At 74.5% G+C, this 17,717-nt stretch carries 14 protein-coding genes and 2 pseudogenes; 12 read left to right on the top strand and 4 right to left on the bottom strand.

Features of this window, described 5'->3' with window-relative positions; all coding sequences use genetic code 11:
* The first annotated feature begins 628 nt into the window (after positions 1 to 628).
* The gene (locus AB0D10_RS20585; protein ID WP_360258174.1) at positions 629 to 1,678 is read left to right on the top strand and encodes a hypothetical protein; all 1,050 of its coding nucleotides are present in this window, start codon (positions 629 to 631) and stop codon (positions 1,676 to 1,678) included.
* Positions 1,679 to 1,681: 3 nt separating this feature from the next.
* Here the strand turns inward: AB0D10_RS20585 and AB0D10_RS20580 are convergent, their stop codons facing one another.
* Complete coding sequence (locus AB0D10_RS20580; protein WP_360258172.1) at positions 1,682 to 2,329, bottom strand: response regulator transcription factor; 648 nt, start codon at positions 2,327 to 2,329, stop codon at positions 1,682 to 1,684.
* Positions 2,314 to 3,576 (bottom strand): histidine kinase, encoded by a 1,263-nt coding sequence (locus tag AB0D10_RS20575; RefSeq protein ID WP_360258170.1) that lies wholly within the window; start codon positions 3,574 to 3,576, stop codon positions 2,314 to 2,316. The genes AB0D10_RS20580 and AB0D10_RS20575 overlap by 16 nt, the downstream gene beginning before the upstream one ends.
* Positions 3,577 to 3,825: 249 nt before the next feature.
* On the opposite strand from AB0D10_RS20575, the pseudogene AB0D10_RS20570 reads away from it, so the two are divergent.
* The 9 genes and pseudogenes from AB0D10_RS20570 to AB0D10_RS20530 all read left to right on the top strand — a co-directional run.
* Positions 3,826 to 5,424, top strand: a pseudogene (locus AB0D10_RS20570) (AMP-binding protein); the annotation flags it as partial.
* A complete protein-coding gene (locus AB0D10_RS20565; protein ID WP_360258264.1) occupies positions 5,404 to 5,853 on the top strand; it encodes a thioesterase family protein in 450 nt (149 codons plus the stop codon). The pseudogene AB0D10_RS20570 and the gene AB0D10_RS20565, both read left to right, overlap by 21 nt.
* Positions 5,850 to 8,243 (top strand): FAD-dependent monooxygenase, encoded by a 2,394-nt coding sequence (locus AB0D10_RS20560; protein ID WP_360258168.1) that lies wholly within the window; start codon positions 5,850 to 5,852, stop codon positions 8,241 to 8,243. Before AB0D10_RS20565 ends, AB0D10_RS20560 begins: the two co-directional genes overlap by 4 nt.
* Positions 8,244 to 8,251: 8 nt before the next feature.
* A complete protein-coding gene (locus AB0D10_RS20555) occupies positions 8,252 to 9,223 on the top strand; it encodes a carbon-nitrogen hydrolase family protein (protein ID WP_360258165.1) in 972 nt (323 codons plus the stop codon).
* A complete protein-coding gene (locus AB0D10_RS20550; protein WP_360258163.1) occupies positions 9,220 to 10,407 on the top strand; it encodes a cupin domain-containing protein in 1,188 nt (395 codons plus the stop codon). The genes AB0D10_RS20555 and AB0D10_RS20550 overlap by 4 nt, the downstream gene beginning before the upstream one ends.
* A 17-nt stretch (positions 10,408 to 10,424) precedes the next feature.
* Positions 10,425 to 11,318: a fumarylacetoacetate hydrolase family protein gene (locus AB0D10_RS20545; RefSeq protein WP_360258160.1), complete on the top strand. Its 894-nt coding sequence runs from the start codon at positions 10,425 to 10,427 to the stop codon at positions 11,316 to 11,318.
* 82 nt (positions 11,319 to 11,400) lie between these two features.
* Positions 11,401 to 12,159: an Asp/Glu racemase gene (locus AB0D10_RS20540; RefSeq protein ID WP_360258158.1), complete on the top strand. Its 759-nt coding sequence runs from the start codon at positions 11,401 to 11,403 to the stop codon at positions 12,157 to 12,159.
* A 115-nt stretch (positions 12,160 to 12,274) separates the two neighbouring features.
* Positions 12,275 to 13,222 carry a PaaX family transcriptional regulator C-terminal domain-containing protein gene (locus tag AB0D10_RS20535; protein WP_360258156.1) on the top strand — a complete coding sequence of 316 codons (948 nt, stop codon included), beginning with the start codon at positions 12,275 to 12,277 and terminating at the stop codon, positions 13,220 to 13,222.
* Positions 13,219 to 14,838, top strand: a complete 1,620-nt coding sequence (locus AB0D10_RS20530; RefSeq protein ID WP_360258153.1) for an amidohydrolase — start codon at positions 13,219 to 13,221, stop codon at positions 14,836 to 14,838. Before AB0D10_RS20535 ends, AB0D10_RS20530 begins: the two co-directional genes overlap by 4 nt.
* A gap of 30 nt (positions 14,839 to 14,868) precedes the next feature.
* On the opposite strand, the gene AB0D10_RS20525 is transcribed toward AB0D10_RS20530, so the two are convergent.
* Both AB0D10_RS20525 and AB0D10_RS20520 read right to left on the bottom strand, forming a co-directional pair.
* Positions 14,869 to 15,387: a universal stress protein gene (locus AB0D10_RS20525; protein ID WP_360258150.1), complete on the bottom strand. Its 519-nt coding sequence runs from the start codon at positions 15,385 to 15,387 to the stop codon at positions 14,869 to 14,871.
* Positions 15,388 to 15,492: 105 nt separating this feature from the next.
* On the bottom strand, positions 15,493 to 16,125 hold the full coding sequence (locus tag AB0D10_RS20520; RefSeq protein ID WP_360258147.1) for a hypothetical protein: 633 nt from the start codon (positions 16,123 to 16,125) through the stop codon (positions 15,493 to 15,495).
* Between the two features lie 241 nt (positions 16,126 to 16,366).
* Between AB0D10_RS20520 and AB0D10_RS20515 the strand changes: the two are divergent.
* Positions 16,367 to 16,534, top strand: a pseudogene (locus AB0D10_RS20515) (helix-turn-helix transcriptional regulator); the annotation flags it as partial.
* A gap of 411 nt (positions 16,535 to 16,945) precedes the next feature.
* Positions 16,946 to 17,638 (top strand): DUF1062 domain-containing protein, encoded by a 693-nt coding sequence (locus tag AB0D10_RS20510; protein ID WP_360258145.1) that lies wholly within the window; start codon positions 16,946 to 16,948, stop codon positions 17,636 to 17,638.
* Positions 17,639 to 17,717 lie beyond the last annotated feature (79 nt).

Raw genomic sequence — 17,717 nt, 5'->3', positions numbered from 1 at the left:
CGCTCCGGGACCGGGCCCGGCGAGGAGGTCCGGGTCCGGTGAGGAAGTCCGGAAGCTGATCGCGGCGCGCGGGTCGCCGAGCTGCTCCCGGGGTTTACTCGCCCTGGAGAGCCGGCCGGTGGGGTCGGTCGAGGAGGCGTTCTTCGCCGTGGTCGGCTCCGGTCCCGCGTGCGTCGGTCGGGACCGCTTCTGCCGGCCGGCCGTCCCGGAACCCGGCCTGGACCTCCGCGCCAAGGACGCCTGCGTCCCGATCTCCGTCAACGGCCGGGACGCGAGCCGCGACACGCCGCCCCGGACCACACGCTCTTCGTCCGCTTCCGGGAGGGCGCCGTGGTGCGGTCCGACCGGCCGGCCCGGCAGGTGGGGCGGCTGCCGGTCGGACCGGTCGGGTTCGGCTGATGGGCCCGCACCGGTGGACCGCGGCCGGTCGGCCCCGGCCCGCACCGCCCGACTCACCACCCCGCCCGACCCACCGCACCGCCCGACTCTCCGTCCCACTGGCCCCACCGGCCCCGTCACCGTCCGGGAGCGGTTGCAGTTGCGTCTCCGTTCCGTGTCGGCGGGCGTACGAAGTACCGACCGGTCCGGGATCCTGGGGAGAACGACTGGTCCGGCAAGGGGAGTTGCCATGGGGGACGGCCGCGAGATGGTACCCGACGTCGTGGAGGCACTGCTGGCCGGCGGGCCGCACCAGGCGGTGGCGGACGTGGTGCGGGCACGGCTGCGGATGGTGCCGGAGGGGGCGCGGGCACTGGCCTCGGCCGAGACGGGCCCGGAGGACGTGCAGGCGCGGGCGCAGCTGACCGCCGCGGTCGCCCATCTGCTCGCCACCGACGAGGCGTTCGCGCAGTACCTGGCGACCACCGGGCTGGGACGGTCCACCGATCCGTCGACCGTGCAGCTGCGGACCGGGCCGAGCACCGTCCAGCTGCGGACCGGTGCCGGGTCTCCGCCGACCGGCCCGACGACCGTCCAGCTGCGGGTCGGCCCCGCGGACGCCCGGGCCCGGGCCCTCGCCGCGCGCCGCAGCAGTGCCGGGATCGTGGTGGCCCTGGCGCTGGTCCTGATCGCCGCCCTGGTCGCCCTCGGCATTCACCTGGGCTCGCGCCCGCTGCTGAAGCCGGGCGGCCCCGGTCTGGCGCACGCCGCGCAGCCGCTGCGCGACCCTGCGCTGGTGCGGGGCGTGCTGCCCGACGCGCGGGCCATGCCGGCCGGGTGGGAGGTGCGGAGCGGGCCGGAGTCGGGCACGGGTTCGGGCGCCGACGTGCCGTGCCTGCTGCCGGATTCCTGCGATCAGCAACTCGCCTACGCCACAGTTCGGTTCGGTGCGGCGGACATCCGGACCGCGAACTTCACCGCGGTCGCCTTCGGCTCGCCCGAAACGGCCGCCCGGGCCTTCGGCGCCACGCTCGACCGCACCGCCGGCGAGGACTCGGGGTCGGTGGCCCTCCCCCGGATCGGCGACCAGAGTGCCGTCCGGACCCACGGTTCGTCGACGGCGGTGGCGCTGGTCCGGGTCGGCGCCGTGCTGCTCCTGGTGCGCGACGACGGGCCGGGTGCCGCCGTCACCGCGCCCTGGCTGACGGTGTTCGCCGAGCTGCTCGGCGAGCGCGCCCGGCAGGCCCAGGACGGCCGCACCCCCGACGCGGCCGCCTCGACCGCGGCCGCAACCGGCTGACGGTCAGGGCTTGTCGAGGTACGCGAGGACCGCGAGGACCCGCCGGTTGCCGTTCTCGTCGTCGGTGAGCCCGAGCTTGCCGAACATCGAGGTGGTGTACTTGCTGATCGCGCTGTCGCTGAGGAACAGCCGCCGGGCGACGGCCTGGTTGGAGAGGCCCTCGGCCATCAGGGCGAGCACCTCCTGCTCGCGCTCGGTGAGCCGGTCGAGGCGCCGGTTCGACGGGGCGGAGGAGACCAGTGCGGCGATGACGGCCGGGTCCATGGCCGTCCCGCCCCGGGCGACCCGCTCCAGGGCGTCGACGAACTGCTCGCCGTCGAACACGCTCTCCTTGAGGAGGTAGCCGATGCCGCCGGCGCCGTCGGCCAGGAGCTCGCGGGCGTACAGCTGCTCGACGTGCTGGGAGAGGATCAGCACCGGTAGCCCCGGTACCTCGCGTCGGGCGGCGAGGGCCGCCCGCAGGCCCTCGTCCGACTGGGTCGGCGGCATGCGGACGTCGACGACGGCGGCGTCCGGGCGGTGGGTCAGCAGGGCGTCGAGGGTCTCGGGGCCGGTGGCGGCGGTGGCCACCACCTCGTGCCCGTAGGCCTCCAGGAGGTGGACCATTCCGTCCCGGAGCAGGTACAGGTCCTCGGCTACGACGATTCGCATGGCACCATCATCGTCGCCCGGGTCGGTCCGCCCTCGGGGCTGGTGATCTCCAGGGTGCCGTCGAACACCGCGAGTCGGCGCCGCAGCCCGGCCAGTCCGCCCGCACCACCCGGCACCGCTCCGCCGCGACCGTCGTCCTCGACGTCGACGACGATGCCGGTCCCGCTGTGCGCGACGGCGATCCGCACGCTCGTCGCCCGGGCGTGCCTGGAGGCGTTGGTGAGCAGTTCGGCGATCCCGAAGTACAGGGCGGACTCGATCGGCGGTTCCGGCCGGAAGGGCCGGTCGACGGCCACGGTCACGTCGAGCGGGCTGTTCAGGGCGAGGGCGCGGACGGCGTCGACCAGCCCGCGTTCGGTCAGCACCGGCGGATTGATCCCCCGGACCAGGTCCCGCAGTTCGGCCAGCGAACTCGCGGCGCCCGACCGCGCGGCCCGCATCAGGGCCCTGGCCCGCGCCGGATCGGTCTCCATCAGCTTCTCGGCGGTGGCGAGGGAGAGTCCGAGCGCGACCAGGCCGGCCTGCGCCCCGTCGTGCAGGTCCCGCTCGATCCGGCGGATCTCGGCGGCCTGGGCGACCGTCACGTCCGCACGTTGGGCGGTCAGTTCCTCCACCCGGGCGGCCAGCCGCATCGCGGCGGAGGGGCCGAGGTGGCGGACCGCCACCGGCTCGCACAGCCGCCAGGCGTACGGGGCGGAGGCGACGGCCACGACCGCGGCCAGCGCCCCGGCGGCGTGCGCGAGCGGCTCCGGCCGGAGCAGGCCGAGGAGCGCACCGGCCGCGGCGGCCGGCGGGACGGCCGCGGCCAGGCCCGCCGTGAACGGCGCGATCCCGGTGAACCGCAGGTCGCGCCAGGTGGCCGGGTCGCCCCACCAGGTCCGCCACGCCTGGTCCATGACGGCGTCGCGGCGGCTGCGCTCGTAGGAGTGCCCGTTCCACCAGTAGCCGGTGGACATCCGGGTGACCGGCCCGCGCTCCCGGTAACCGGCGGGCACGGCCGTGCCGGTCCACCGCTCGACCAGGTGGCGCACGGTCCGGCAGACCGGGCGGGCGAGGGCGAGCGTGCCGGTGCACACCAGGACGACCGGCAGCAGCCACGACCACGGGTTCGCCGGCCCCCACCGGATCCCCAGCGCGACGGCGGCGGCCCACACTGCCGGGACCAGCAGGGTGACGGCCGCGACCGCACAGGCCCGGACGAACCCCGCTCCGGCGCGTACGCCCCACGACACCGACTGTTCCGACATCCCCGCTCCTCGCCCCCGTGTTTCGACGTCTCCACTCTGCACCAGCCGGTGCCCGCCGGACCCGTGGTCGGCGCAGGAGTGTGGCCCGCCCCACCCCGGCGGAGGGCCCGCCCCACCCCCGCGCGGGGGCGAGCGCCGCGCGCCGCCGGGGTCCGGCGGCATCGCCCGAATGCATGTATCGCTCTCTTGACTGGCGTCACCGAAGCGCCATACTGGCCTCACTCCCGCTCGCACGACGAGGTGCCGCCCATGGAGCTCTCCCCCTCGGCGCACGTGGACACGTACTGCCGAGACCACCTTCCACCCTTCGATCAGTGGCCGGAACTCCTTTTCGAACTACCGGAGTTGGCCTATCCGGACCGCCTGAACTGCGCCGCCGCCCTGCTCGACGACACCATCGACCGCCTCGGACCGGACCGACGCTGCCTGCTCACCCCCACCGAGCAGTGGTCCTACGGCGAACTGCGCGACCACGCCGACCGGATCGCCCGCCTGCTGACCGAGGACCTCGGCCTCGCCACCGGCAACCGGGTGCTGCTGCGCGGCCCCAACACACCCTGGCTGGCCGCCTGTTGGCTCGGGGTCCTGAAGGCCGGCGGGGTGGTCGTCACGACCATGCCGCTGCTGCGCGCCACCGAACTGACCCAGCTGGCCGAAATCGCGAAGCCCGCCCTGGCCCTGTGCGACCACCGCTACCTGGCCGACCTCGACCGGGCACGAGCCCCCGGCCTGCGGATCGTCCCCTACGGCGGCGACGGCCCCGAGGACCTCACCGCCCGCTGCGCCGCCAAGCCACCCGGCTTCACCGCCGTCCCGACCGCCGCCGACGACGTCGCGCTGATCGCCTTCACCTCGGGCACCACCGGGCGCCCCAAGGCCACCCTGCACTTCCACCGCGACGTGCTCGCCAACGCGGACACCTTCTCCCGCCACCTGCTCCACCCCACCCCCGACGACCTCTTCGCCGGCACCCCGCCGCTCGGCTTCACCTTCGGCCTCGGCGGCCTGCTGGTCTTCCCGCTGCGGGCCGGCGCCGCCAGCCTGCTGCTGGAGCAGGCCACGCCCGAGCAGCTGGCCGAACACGTCCGGCGGCACCGGGTCAGCGTGCTGTTCACCGCACCGACCGCCTACCGGGCGATCCTGGCCGCCGGACTGGCCGACCGGCTGGCCGGGGTGCGGCGCTGCGTCTCGGCCGGCGAACCGCTGCCCGCCGCCGTCTGGCAGGCCTTCCACGCCGCCACCGGGCAGCGGCTGATCGACGGCATCGGCGCCACCGAGCTGCTGCACGTCTTCATCTCCGCCGCCGACGAGTCCGTCCGCCCCGGCGCCACCGGCAAGCCCGTCCCCGGCTACCGCGCCGCGATACTGGACGGGCAGGGCCGCCCGGTGCCCGACGGCGAACCCGGGCTGCTCGCCGTCAAGGGTCCGACCGGCTGCCGCTACCTGGACGACGAACGCCAGTCGAGCTACGTCCTGGACGGCTGGAACCTCACCGGCGACACCTACGTCCGGGACCGGGACGGCTACTTCTGGTACCAGGCGCGCAACGACGACATGATCGTCTCGGCCGGCTACAACATCGCCGGGCCCGAGGTCGAGCAGGCGCTCGCCACGCACCCCGACGTGGCCGACTGCGCCGTGGTCGGCACGCCCGACGAACGGCGCGGCAGCGTGGTCACCGCGTACGTGGTGCTGCGCGCCGGCGCACCGGACGGGCCGGACGCGGTGCGCGACCTCCAGGAGCACGTCAAGCGCACCATCGCCCCGTACAAGTACCCGCGGGTGGTGGAGTTCGTCACCGAGCTGCCGCGCACCGCGACCGGCAAGCTGCACCGCGCCGAACTGCGGCGGCGGGCCTCGCTCACCCCGGCCAGCGTCGCGATCGAGCGTCGGGTCGAGTGGTCCGACACCGACGCGGCCGGGCACTACCACTTCTCCGCCGTGCAGCGCTGGGCCGAGGCGGCGGAGGCGGCGCTGCTGCGCCGGCTCGGGCTGGCGGAGCTGTTCGGGCGCATCCCCCGGGTGCACTTCGAGGCCGACTACCGCGAACGGCTCTGGTTCGGGGACGTGGTCCGCACCGAGCTGCGGGTGGTCCGGGTCGGCGGCTCCTCGCTGCACTACGCCTTCGAGGTGCACGGCCCGCAGGGCCTGGCCGCGAGCGGCCGGATGTCGGTGGTGCACGCGGCGCCGCACACCAAGGGCGCCGAGCCGTGGCCCGTCCGGGTGCGCCGGGCACTGACCGAGTCCGGACCGCAGCAGCCGGAGGTGGTCGCGTGACCGGCGCGGCCGGGGCCCGTCCGGCGGCGGGCCCCGGCACCCGGGCGCGCCGGATCGCGGTGATCGGCGCCGGCCCCGGCGGGCTCTACTTCGCCGCCCTGGCCAAGCGGGCGGCCCCGGAGCGGGAGATCACCGTCTTCGAACGGGACGGCCGGGAGGACGAGTCCGGCTTCGGCGTGGTCTTCTCCGACGAGACCCTGGACGGCATCGCCCAGGCCGACCCGCAGGTCTTCGCCGCGATCGGCGCCGAGTTCGCCCGCTGGAGCGACGTCGACGTCCGCTACGCGGGCGGGGTGCGCACCAGCGGCGGGCACGGCTTCGCCGCCCTGGACCGCAACCGGCTGCGCGCCATCCTGCGCGAGCGCTGCGCCGAACTCGACGTGGACGTGCGCTACCGCACCCCCGCCCCGCCCGTCGAACGGCTCGCCGCCGGGTACGACCTGGTGGTGGCCGCCGACGGCATCCGCTCCGGCACCCGGGCGACCTACCCGGAGGCCTTCCGCCCCGACGCGGACGAACGGCACTGCCGCTACATCTGGCTCGCCACCGACAAGGTCTTCGAGGCCTTCACCTTCATCGTCGAGCGGTTCGACTTCGGCACCCTGCAGGTGCACGCCTACCCGTACAGCGCCACCCGCTCGACCTTCATCGTGGAGATCGCCGAGGACGCCTGGCGCCGGGCCGGCTTCGAGGCCCTCGCCGCACGGGAGTTCGCCCGCGGCGAGAGCGACACGGAGAGCGTGCGGCGCTGCGCGGAGCTGCTCGCCGGCCACCTGGACGGCCACCGGCTGATCCCCAACGCCTCCCGCTGGATCCGCTTCACCACGGTGCGGAACGCGCGGTGGCACCACCGCAACGTGGTGCTGCTCGGCGACGCCGCGCACTCCGCGCACTTCTCGATCGGCTCGGGCACCAAACTGGCCCTGGAGGACGCCCTCGCCCTGGCCGCCGCACTGGGCGAACATCCCTCCCTGGACGAGGCGTTGGCCGCGTACGAGGCCGAGCGGCGCCCGGTGGTGGAGTCCACCCAGCGCGCCGCGCAGGCCAGCCTGGAGTGGTTCGAGACCGTCGGGCGGCGCACCGGGCAGGACATCGACCGGTTCGCCTTCAACCTGCTCACCCGCAGCCGTCGGGTCACCTACGGCAACCTCCGGGCCCGCGACGCCGCCTTCGTGGACGCCGTGGACACCGCCTTCGGCGGCTCGCCCGGGGTGCCGCCGATGTTCCGGCCACTGAAACTGGGCGCGCTGGAGCTGCGCAACCGCGTCGTGGTGCCGCCGCTCGCGACCTTCACCTCCCCCGACACGCTGCCCGGCGCCTTCGACCGGGCCCAGCTGACCGGACACGCGCTCGGCGGCGCCGGGCTGGTCCTCGCCGGGATGACCGCGGTCAGCGCCGAGGGCCGGGCCACCGACCGCTGCCCGGGCCTGTGGACCGACCGCCAGGAGGGCGCCTGGCGCGAACTCGTCCGCGCCGTCAAGGCCGTGAGCGACACCCCGCTCGGCATCCAGCTGACCCACGCCGGACGCCGGGGCGCCACCGCCGTCCCCGGACCGGACGGCATCGGGCGCCCGCTCGCCGGGGGCTGGCCGCTGCTGTCCGCCTCGGCGATCCCGTGGGACGCCGACAGCCCGGTGCCGCACGAGGCCAACGACCTCCAACTGGCCGCCGTCACGGCGGACTTCGCGGCGGCCGCCGAGCGCGCGGCGCGGGCCGGGTTCGATGTGCTGGAGCTGCAGTTCGGCCACGGGCACCTCGTCTCCTCGTTCCTCTCCCCGCTCACCAACCAGCGCACCGACCGCCACGGCGGTCCGCTCGCCCACCGGCTGCGGCTCCCGCTGGAGGTGCTGACCGCGGTGCGCGCCGCCTGGCCGGCCGGACAGCCGCTGCTGGTCCGGATCTCGGCGAGCGACTGGGCGCCCGGCGGCACCACCGAGGCCGAGGCGGTGGCGATCTGCCGCGCGCTGGCCGAGGCCGGGGCGGACGCGGTGGACGTCTCCACCGGCGAGGTGGTGGCGCACCAGCGTCCGCCGTACGGGCGCGGGTACCAGACGCCCTTCGCCGAACTGGTCCGCGCCGCCACCGGACTGCCGACCGTCGCGGTCGGCGCGATCTCCGGCCCCGACGACGCCAACTCCGTCCTGCTGGCCGGACGGGCCGACCTGGTCGCGGTCGGCCGGGCCCAGCTGCACGACCCGCTCTGGACCCTGCACGCCGCCGCCGACCAGGGCTACACCGGCCCGGGCGCCCGCTGGCCCGAGCCCTGGCTGGCGGGCAGCCGCAAGCCGCCCGGCCCCGGCGCCGACCGGGTCGCCCCGCGGCTGCAGCTGCTGCGCGAGCCGCCCGCCCCCGTCCACCGCCGCTGGCTGCCGACCCCGCCCGAGGAGTGACGAGCACCGTGCCCCACCTGCCCCGCTTCACCGCCGCCGCCGTCCAGGCCGCGCCCGTCTACCTGGACCCGGCCGCCACCGTCGACAAGGCCGTCGCGCTGATCCAGGAGGCGGCCGGCCACGGCGCCGAACTGGTGGTCTTCCCCGAGGTCTTCGTACCCGGCTACCCGTACTGGAACTGGACGATGAACCCGGTGCAGGGCTCGCCCTGGTACGAGCGCCTGTACCGGGCCGCCGTGGACGTCCCCGGCCCGTACGTGGACACCCTGCGTGCCGCCGCCCGGCAGGCCGGCGTGGTGCTGGTGATCGGCGTCAACGAGCGCGGCCGGCACAGCCTCGGGGTGCTGTACAACACCCTGCTGATCATCGACTCGGACGGCGGACTGCTCAGCGTCCACCGCAAGTTGGTGCCGACCTGGGCCGAGAAGCTGACCTGGACCCAGGGCGACGGCAGCACCCTGAAGGTGCACCGCACCGCCGTCGGCCCGCTCGGCGCGCTCGCCTGCGGCGAGAACACCAACACCCTGGCCCGCTTCACCCTGCTCGCCCAGGGCGAACTCGTCCACGCCGCGAGCTACATCGCCCTGCCGGTGGCCCCCGAGGACTACGACATGGCGGAGGCCATCGCGCTGCGCGCCTCGGCCCACTGCTTCGAGGGCAAGCTGTTCACCGTGGTCTCCTGCTCCACGATCTCACCCGAGATCGTGGACCTGATCGCCGGCGACGACCAGCAGCTGCGCAAGCAACTCGCCCGTCCGCGCAGCGCGTTGTCCGGGATCTTCGGCCCGGACGGGCGGGCCGTCACCGAACCCCTGGTGGACGAGGAGGGCATCGTCTACGCCGAGATCGACCTCGGCCGCTGCATCCAGCCCAAGCAGATGCACGACATCGTCGGCCACTACAACCGCTTCGACGTGTTCCGGCTGCACGTGGACGACCGTCCGCTGCGGCCCCTGGTGTTCCCCGAGGAGGAGTCATGACCGGTCCCGACGGCCGCTCGAACCGCAAGGGCCTCCCACACGACGAGGCCCGCGACAAGGACCACGACAAGGACCACGACGACGACCGGATCGGCCGCGCAAGAGTCACCGAGAGCCCCGAACTCCTCGCCTACTACGAGGAGCTGGCCGAGCACTCGGCCGGCGCACTGTGGACGGTGGCGAACGAGATCGAGCCCTGGTACCCGCAGCCCAAGTCCGTCCCGGTGCTCTGGCGCTACGCGGACCTGCGCCCGCTGGTACGCAAAGCGCTGCCCCTGGTCAAGGCCGACGACGCCGGCCGCCGGGTGGTCATGCTGGTCAACCCCGGCCGCCGCGAACTCAGCGCCGCCGTCGGCCTGCTGTACACCGGCCTGCAGATCATGGGCCCCGGCGAGGCGATGACCGCGCACCGCCACCAGGCCTCCGCACTGCGCTTCGTCCACGAGGGCACCGGCGCCTGGACCATCGTGGACGGCCAGCGGCTCAAGGTCGGCCCGCGCGACTTCGCGATCACCCCCAACAACACCTGGCACGAGCACGGCAACGAGTCCGACGACGCCCCGGTGATCTGGCAGGACGGCCTGGACATCCCGCTGGTCAACACGCTCGACGCCAACTTCTACGAGGTCCACCCCGAGCTGTACCAGCGCCCCGGCCCGGTGGTGAACTCCTCGCTGCTCAGCTACGGCGGCAACCTGCTGCCGTACGGCGTCGAGAAGTGGACCCGGCCGTACTCGCCGCTGTTCGGCTGGCCCTGGGAACCCAGCTACGAGGCGCTGTGCCGACTCGCCCGCGCGAGCGAGGGATCGCCGTACGACGGCGTCATCATGGAGTACACCAACCCGGTGACCGGCGGCCCGGTGATGCCGACGATGGCCGCCCACCTGCAGCTGCTGCGCCCGGGCCAGGCCACCCGCGCACACCGGCACACCGGCTCGGTGGTCTACACGGCGGCCAAGGGGCGCGGCGCCTCGGTGGTCGCCGGACAGCGCTTCGAGTGGCAGCAGGGCGACATCTTCGTCGTCCCGTCCTGGGCCTGGCACGAGCACGCGAACCTCGACCAGGGCGAGGACGCCTGCCTGTTCTCCTTCAACGACTTCCCGGTGACGCACTCGCTCGGCCTGTACCGCGAGGAGTCCTACCCGGACCACGACGGGCACCAGCCCACCACGACCACCGCCTGACCGGGAGACCCACCACCATGCACCTGCTCACCTACTGCGCCGACGGCGACGACACCCCGCGCCTCGGCGCACTGCTCGCCGGGGACCGGGTCGCGGACCTCACCGCCCTCGCCACCGCCACCGGATCGCAACTGCCCGACAGCCTGCTCGGGTTGATCCGCGCCGGGGCACCGGCCCTGGCCACCGCGCGCGGGCTGGTCGCGGGAGCGCCCGCCACCCGGCCGCTGTCCGAGGTGTCGCTGCGGGCACCGCTGCGCCCCGGCAAGATCGTCGGCGTCGGCCTCAACTACGTGGAGCACGTGGCCGAGTCGCACCGCACCCTGGACACCGACCGCGAACTGCCGGACCGTCCCGTGTTGTTCGGCAAGCCGTCCACGGCCGTCACCGGCCCGGGCCAGCCCATCCGGCACAACGCGAACCTCACCAAACAGCTCGACTGGGAGTGCGAACTCGCCGTGGTGATCGGCGAAACCGCCTTCCAGGTCGCCGAACGGGACGCCCTGCGGCACGTGTTCGGCTACAGCATCGTCAACGACGTCAGCGCCCGCGACCAGCGCCGCTCCGGACAGTGGTTCTTCTCCAAGGGCCAGGACAGCTACGCGCCGTTCGGCCCCGCCGTGGTGACCGCCGACGAGATCCCCGACCCGCAGCGGCTCGACCTCTCGCTGAAGGTCAACGGCGAACTGCGGCAGGACTCCAACACCCGCCACATGCTGTTCGGCATCGCCCGGCTGATCGCCGACATCTCCTCCGGCGTCACCCTGGAACCGGGCGACGTGATCGCCACCGGCTCCCCCTCCGGGGTCGGCGCCGGCATGGTGCCGCCGCAGTTCCTGCAGCCCGGCGACCTGGTCGAGGCCACCATCGAGCGGATCGGCACCCTCGCCAACCCCGTGATCGACGCCCGCTGAGGCAGGACCACCGCACAGCCCGTGCAGCCCGTGCAGCCCGCGCAGCCCGCGCAGCCCGTCCGAGGAAAGGACCCCTCACCCGATGTCGACGTACCGGATCGGCCAGATCGTCCCGAGCTCCAACGTCACCATGGAGACCGAGGTCCCCGCCCTGCTGCGGGCCCGCGAGACCGTCGCCCCCGAACGGTTCACGTTCCACTCCAGCCGGATGCGGATGACCAGGGTCACCCCCGAGCAACTGCGCGCCATGGACGGCGAGTCGGACCGTTGCGCCGCCGAACTCTCGGACGCCCGGGTGGACGTGATCGGCTACGCCTGTCTGGTCGCCGTGATGGCCACCGGCCCCGGCTACCACCGCGAGGCCGAACGGCGGCTGCACCGGCGCACCGTCGAGAACGGCGCGCCCGCCCCCGTGGTCACCAGCGCCGGCGCCCTGGTCGCCGGACTGCGGACGCTCGGCGCCAAGAAGGTCGCGATGGTCACCCCGTACCTGCGGCCGCTGGCCCGGACCGTCGTCGACTACCTCGCGCAGGAGGGCGTCGAGGTGCTCGACCACGCCGCCCTGGAGATCGCCGACAACCTCGACGTGGCCGCCCACGACCCGGCCCGGCTACCCGCGATCGCCCGCAGCCTCGCGCACGCCGAGGCGGACGCCGTGGTGCTCTCCGCGTGCGTGCAGATGCCCTCGCTGTCCGCCGTCGAGGAGGCCGAACAGCAGCTGGGCAAGCCGGTTGTGTCGGCCTCGATCTGCACCGCGCACCAACTGCTCCGCGCCCTCGGCCTGCCCGCCGTGGCACCCGGCGCCGGGCACCTGCTCTCCGGGGCCTACGCAGAGGTCTGAACCAGCGGGCCACCGGACCACCCCCGGGGCGCCGGGGAGCACCGCTATGATCGCCACCGGTCACCGGGCCGCCACCGGAGACCGGGTCACCGCCGACCGCCGGGGAGGAGCGCGCATGTCGGAGAGCACGCCCCGGCCGAGTTCCCTGATCCACACCGTCTACGGCGAGTTCGTCCGCCGGCTCGGCGGCTGGATATCCATCGCCGACCTGATCGCGCTGATGGCCGAACTGGACGTCGACGGCCCCGCGGTCCGCTCGGCGATGTCCCGGTTGAAGAAGGCGGGCACCCTCCTCCAGGAGCGCCGCACGGGCACCGGCTACCGGCTCGCCCCCGCGATGGGGCCGGTGTTCGAGGAGGGCGACCGCCGGATCTTCCACAGCCTGGAGCCGGCCGAGCTCGCCGACGGCTGGGTGGTGGCGGTCTTCTCGGTACCCGAGTCCGAGCGCGCCCACCGCCACCAGCTGCGCTCCCGGCTGAGCTGGCTCGGCTTCGGCAACGCCGCCCCCGGCGTCTGGCTGGCCCCCGCCCGGATGCTGCCGGACGCCCGTCGCCTGCTGGAACGCCTCGGGCTGAGCGCCTACGTCCACCTCTTCCTCTCCGCCGAGTACGCCGGCTTCGCCGACCTCCGGACGGCGGTGGCGAGTTGGTGGGACCTTCCGGCCATCGAGGCGCAGTACGCGGCCTTCACCGACGCCTGGCACCCGGTGGCCGCGGAGCTGCGGACGCCGGCGGAGCTGCGGACGCCGGCGGAGCTGCGGACGCCGGCGGAGCCGCGGGGGTCCGCAGCGGAGCGGGGACCGTCGGAGCCGCAGGGACCGGGCGGGCGACGGGCAGCCCGGATCGACCCGGCCGAGGCGTTCCGCGACTACGTTCCGATGCTCACCCAGTGGCGCCGCCTGCCCTACCTGGACCCGGGGCTGCCCGCGCGACTGCTGCCCGCCGACTGGAACGCCGTCCCGGCCCGGGCCCTCTTCACCGAGTTGCACGGGCTGCTCGCGGAGCCCAGTCTGCGGTACGTCGAGAAGGTGACCGGTCTGTCCCACCCCGAGGAGCCGTCATGACCCCCCAGCCGCCCGTCGACCTGCTGATCCGGGCCGGTGCCGTGCACACCCTCGTGCCCGGCGAGCCGCCGCGGCGCGCGGTCGCCGTCACCGGCGGCCGGATCACCGCCCTCTCCCCCGCCCCCGACGGCCTGGACGCCCTGATCGGACCGGCCACCGAGGTCGTGGACGTCCCGGGCTCGACCGTGCTGCCCGCCTTCGACGACACCCACACCCACCTGATCCTGGCCGCGCAGAGTGTCCACGGCGTGCCGGTCCACCGGGCCCGGGACCTCGCCGGGTTCCTCGACCTGATCCGCGAGCGCGCCGCCCGCACCCCCGCCGGGGAGTGGATCCACACCACGGTGAACTGGCAGGAGGTACTGCTGGCCGAGCAGCGGATGCCCACCACCGAGGAGCTGGACGGCGCCACCACCGACCACCCGGTGCTGGTGCGCCGCGGCGCGTACAACATGGTGCTCAACTCGGCCGCGCTGCGGCTGGCCGGGATCACCGGGGCCACCGAGGCGCCGCCCGGCGGCGTGATCGAGCGTGACGAGCACGGGCGGCTGACCGGCCGGCTGATCAACCGGGCGGTCGAACCGGTCGAGCGGGTGCTGCCCCGGCCCACCCTCGCCGAGCGGATCGACGGTCTGCGGGCCGCCTCGGCGGACTACGCCGCCACCGGGATCGGCACCGTCCGCGACTGCCTCGTCCCGGTCGAGGACCTCGACGTACTGGACGCGGCCCGGGCCGAGGGCGCCCTCGCGGTCCGGGTGCGGGCCCTGGTCTCCGGCTTCGCCGCACGAACGGCCGAGCAGGTGGACGCGCTGCTGGACCGGATGGACGAGTGGCGCGCGGACGGCCGCGACGACGACCGACTGCGGCTGTGGGGTGTCAAGTTCGGCATCGACGGCGGTTTCGAGGCGGGCGCGTTGGAGGAGCCGTACCAGGGACAGCCGTGCTACCACGGCCGGCTGCTCTGGGAGCCGGCCGAGCTGCTCGCGGCGGTGGACCGGGTGGTCGGACGCGGCTGGCGGGTCGGCGTGCACGCCTGGGGCGACCGGGGTCTGCGCGTCCTGCTGGACGTGTTCGAGCAGGTGCTCAAGCTCCGCCCCGGCCTGCCGCCCGGCACCCTGGTGGTCGAGCACGGCGGGCTGGCCCGCCCCGACCAGCGGGCCCGCGCGATCGCGCTCGGCATCCCGGTGACCGTCCAGCACCCGCTGCTGCACGACGGCGCGCTCGCCCAGCAGCGGGCCTGGGGCGAGGAGCGCACGGCCGCGCTCTTCCCGCTGCGCGAGTGGCTGGACGAGGGCGCGCTGCTCACCGGCGGCTCGGACTTCCCGGTCGGCCCGTACGGCGCGATGGTCTCGGTCTGGGGCATGACGACGCGGGGCACCACGGCCGGGGTGGTCGGCCCCGAGCACGCGATCGAGCGGTCCGAGGCGGTCGCGCTGCACACCGTGAACGCCGCCCGCCTGACCGGTGAGGGCGCCGCCCGCGGCAGCCTGCGGCCGGGGGCGTTCGCCGACCTCACGGTGTGGCCGCTCGACCCGCTGACCTGCCCGGCGGACGCGCTGCGCGATCTGCTCCCCACCCGCACCGTGGTCGACGGCCGGACGGTGCACGGGTCCTGACGAGGTCCTGACCGTTTTCCCGGCGGACCGTCAGGCCGCGACCAACTCCCGCAGGTCGATGCCGCGGTGCAGGGCGCGCAGGTCCTCGTGGAGCGTGGACGGCGGGACGACGAGCACGCCGCAGCGCGCGTGGTCGAGGCAGTGGCGGGTGACCGAGCGGCGCGTCAGCCGGCGCAGCCGGGTGCGCGCGCCGGCCTGCTCCCCGGTGCTGACCACCAGCAGGTCACCGGGGCGGTCGGCCAGCCCGGTCAGCACCGTGCCGGCGTCGCCGCGCACGACCAGCGGCCGCACCGGCACCCCGATCGGGAGGCCGCCGAAGGCCCGCTCCAGCGCGTTGTCCATCCGGGCGTCGGCGAGGTCCTGCCAGGCGCGCAGCAGCGGCGGGCACGGCCGCGCGCGGTAGTTGCGCTCGCCGCCGACCGGGGTCCAGGCGAGCACCGGGACCAGGGTGGCCTGCCGCTCCCGGGCCTCCTCCGCGGCCCGGTGCAGGGCGGTCAGGCTGTGCAGTGATCCGCTGACTCCGACGATGACGCGGGCGCCGTCCGACATGATCCTTCGCTTTCCGATGTCAAGCCTCTACAGTGTCTGCGATTATGCTGCCACACTTCGCCGTTGGCCTGCAAATCAAAGGCATTAACTGAATATCTCCTTGCATCACTCAGCCACTCGGAAGCCTGCCCCGTCCGCCGACCCACCCGCCGGCCCGTCCGCCGGACGGACCTCCTGGAGCAGCCCCCAGGTGAAGTCCGCCGTCCACCGGCCGACCCGACCGGCGCCGTCCGCGGCGTCGAAGTCCAGCCGGAAGCGGTTCGGCGCACTCCCCTCGCGCGGCACCGCGGACGGGAAGGCGGCACCCACGTCCGCCACCACACAGCCCCACGGCACCAGGTCGGCCAGGGTCCGCATCGCGGGCCCCGGCACCCCCGCCGCCCGCACCAGCCACTCGTTCAGCACCGGCGAGCCGATCTCCGCCGGCCCGAGCAGGACCTCGAACCGCAGCCCGGGCCAGAGCGGCGGCACCCACTGCCGCGCGGTGCACGCCAGGTCCCCGATCCGCCGCGGCACACTCGCCTCCGCCGGCCCGAGCACGGCCGCGTACCGGGCGGCCCCGCGCGGGAACCCGGGCGCCCGGACCATCGCCTGCCACCGCTTGTTCGCCTCCCGCATCGAGGCCCGGGTGGCGCCCAGCCGCCGTACCGCGTCCTCGACCAGGTCGGGCCGGTAGTCGGCCATCCGGCGCAGCAGCACCAGCTGGAACTCGGTCACACCGAAGCCGTTGATCGCCATACCCGCAGGCTAGGCCCCCTGTGACCGGCCGAGGCAGTTGCCACCCGGGGCGCCCTACGACCTGCGCGTTCGCCTCGCCGTGGTCGCGCCAGCTGTCACCAAGTGGTCGAGATTGTCGTCACCTGCCTCGCCTGGTCACGGCGGTTGTCACCGCCCGGGGCAGCGAACCGGCTGGTCAAGGCCGGCGCTCCAACCTGGCGGGTGACGACCGCCGTGCGCATCACCGGAGCACTACGCCGGCCTGACGCCCCAGGAGACGCAGATCGTCCGCTTCGCCGCCCAGGGGATGTCCGACCGAGACATCGCCGCCCAGCTCTTCCTGAGTTCGCGAACGGTCGGCTACCACCTCTGGAAGGCCTGTCCGAAGCTCGGCGTCGGCTCGCGCGGGGAACTGGCGGCGCTGGTCTGACGGCGTTGGTCCGAAAAACCGGTTGCGGTGGAGCGCGGCCCAGATCACGATGTGCGGCATGTACCTGTGCTGACGACTGCCACGTGGCAACTCACCCCTACGCGATCGACCTCTGCGCCGGGCCACCGGCCGCGCTGAGGCGATGACACGCGCGCTCACGCGATCGACCGCCCTCGGCGCTCGGCCATGCCGCCATGTGGCCATGTCCCGAGGCGATGAGACGCGCTGTCGCGAGTTGCCACGGAGAGACACGACCTGTTGCGCGATCGACCTCGGGACGCCCGCCATGCGGCCACCCGCCCCGAGGCGATGACACGCGCCCTCATGAGCACTCGTCAGATCCCAGGAGCCCCGGCCGATCCAGCCGATCCGGCCTGCGCGCGTTCCTGCTGAACCAGGAAACAGACCACCATGCATACCGAACGCAAGGCCCACTGGGCTGTGCGCCAGTCCGCGCTGCCCACCGTCGTCCGCAGCTGCCCGGACTGCTCCGGCACGCGGCACCGGCCTTCGGGCAAGATCCGTGTAAACGCCAACGGCAAGCTCCTCGACGTCTGGCTGCTGCTCAGCTGCGCGGGCTGCGACCGGACCTCGAAGGTGCCCGTCCACGAGCGCGTCCACACGTCGTCGCTGGAACCCGCCCGCAGGGAGGCGTACGAGAACAACGACCTCGCCGTGGTGCGGGAACTGACGATGAGTGCGTCGCTCGCCGCCAAGAACGGCTACAGCCTGGACTGGAGCGGCACCTGGGAGCTGGAGGCACGCACGCCGCTCCACGCGATCGACGATCCGACCCCGCTGACGGTGCTGGTGAGCTTCGAGCTGCCGGTCCCGGCCCGGGTCGAACGCCTGCTCATGTCCGGCCTCGGCCTCAGCCGCAGCCGGGTCCGCCGGATGGTCGCGGACGGCCGCATCCGCCTGCCGCTCGCCCCGGACGCCAAGACGCGCCGCGACTTCGAGCTGACGGTCCACGCCCCGGCGGCGACCCTGGCTCAGCTCGCGGCTCCGGTCGCGGCGACGCGGCGGGAGGCGGTGCGCGAACTCGGCGCCGCCGACGCCGTCGAGGCGCCGCTGCGCCTGTCGCGCGCGGTGTCCGGGGCGTAGGCCGAAGGCTCGGTGCGGGGCGGTACCCGCGCGCGGCTCACGGACTCGCCGTTCGTGAGCCGCGCGGCGGGCTCCCGCG

Source organism: Kitasatospora sp. NPDC048545 (assembly GCF_040651155.1).
Lineage (GTDB): Bacteria > Actinomycetota > Actinomycetes > Streptomycetales > Streptomycetaceae > Kitasatospora.
This window is presented reverse-complemented; position numbering and strand designations above follow the sequence as displayed.

Bases quoted from the DNA above. Each gene is read 5' to 3' on its own strand.
- AB0D10_RS20585 (WP_360258174.1), top strand. From the start codon at position 629: ATGGGGGACGGCCGCGAGATGGTACCCGACGTCGTGGAGGCACTGCTG.
- AB0D10_RS20580 (WP_360258172.1), bottom strand. From the start codon at position 2,329: ATGCGAATCGTCGTAGCCGAGGACCTGTACCTGCTCCGGGACGGAATG.
- AB0D10_RS20575 (WP_360258170.1), bottom strand. From the start codon at position 3,576: ATGTCGGAACAGTCGGTGTCGTGGGGCGTACGCGCCGGAGCGGGGTTC.
- AB0D10_RS20550 (WP_360258163.1), top strand. From the start codon at position 9,220: ATGACCGGTCCCGACGGCCGCTCGAACCGCAAGGGCCTCCCACACGAC.
- AB0D10_RS20545 (WP_360258160.1), top strand. From the start codon at position 10,425: ATGCACCTGCTCACCTACTGCGCCGACGGCGACGACACCCCGCGCCTC.
- AB0D10_RS20540 (WP_360258158.1), top strand. From the start codon at position 11,401: ATGTCGACGTACCGGATCGGCCAGATCGTCCCGAGCTCCAACGTCACC.
- AB0D10_RS20535 (WP_360258156.1), top strand. From the start codon at position 12,275: ATGTCGGAGAGCACGCCCCGGCCGAGTTCCCTGATCCACACCGTCTAC.
- AB0D10_RS20530 (WP_360258153.1), top strand. From the start codon at position 13,219: ATGACCCCCCAGCCGCCCGTCGACCTGCTGATCCGGGCCGGTGCCGTG.
- AB0D10_RS20525 (WP_360258150.1), bottom strand. From the start codon at position 15,387: ATGTCGGACGGCGCCCGCGTCATCGTCGGAGTCAGCGGATCACTGCAC.
- AB0D10_RS20520 (WP_360258147.1), bottom strand. From the start codon at position 16,125: ATGGCGATCAACGGCTTCGGTGTGACCGAGTTCCAGCTGGTGCTGCTG.
- AB0D10_RS20510 (WP_360258145.1), top strand. From the start codon at position 16,946: ATGCATACCGAACGCAAGGCCCACTGGGCTGTGCGCCAGTCCGCGCTG.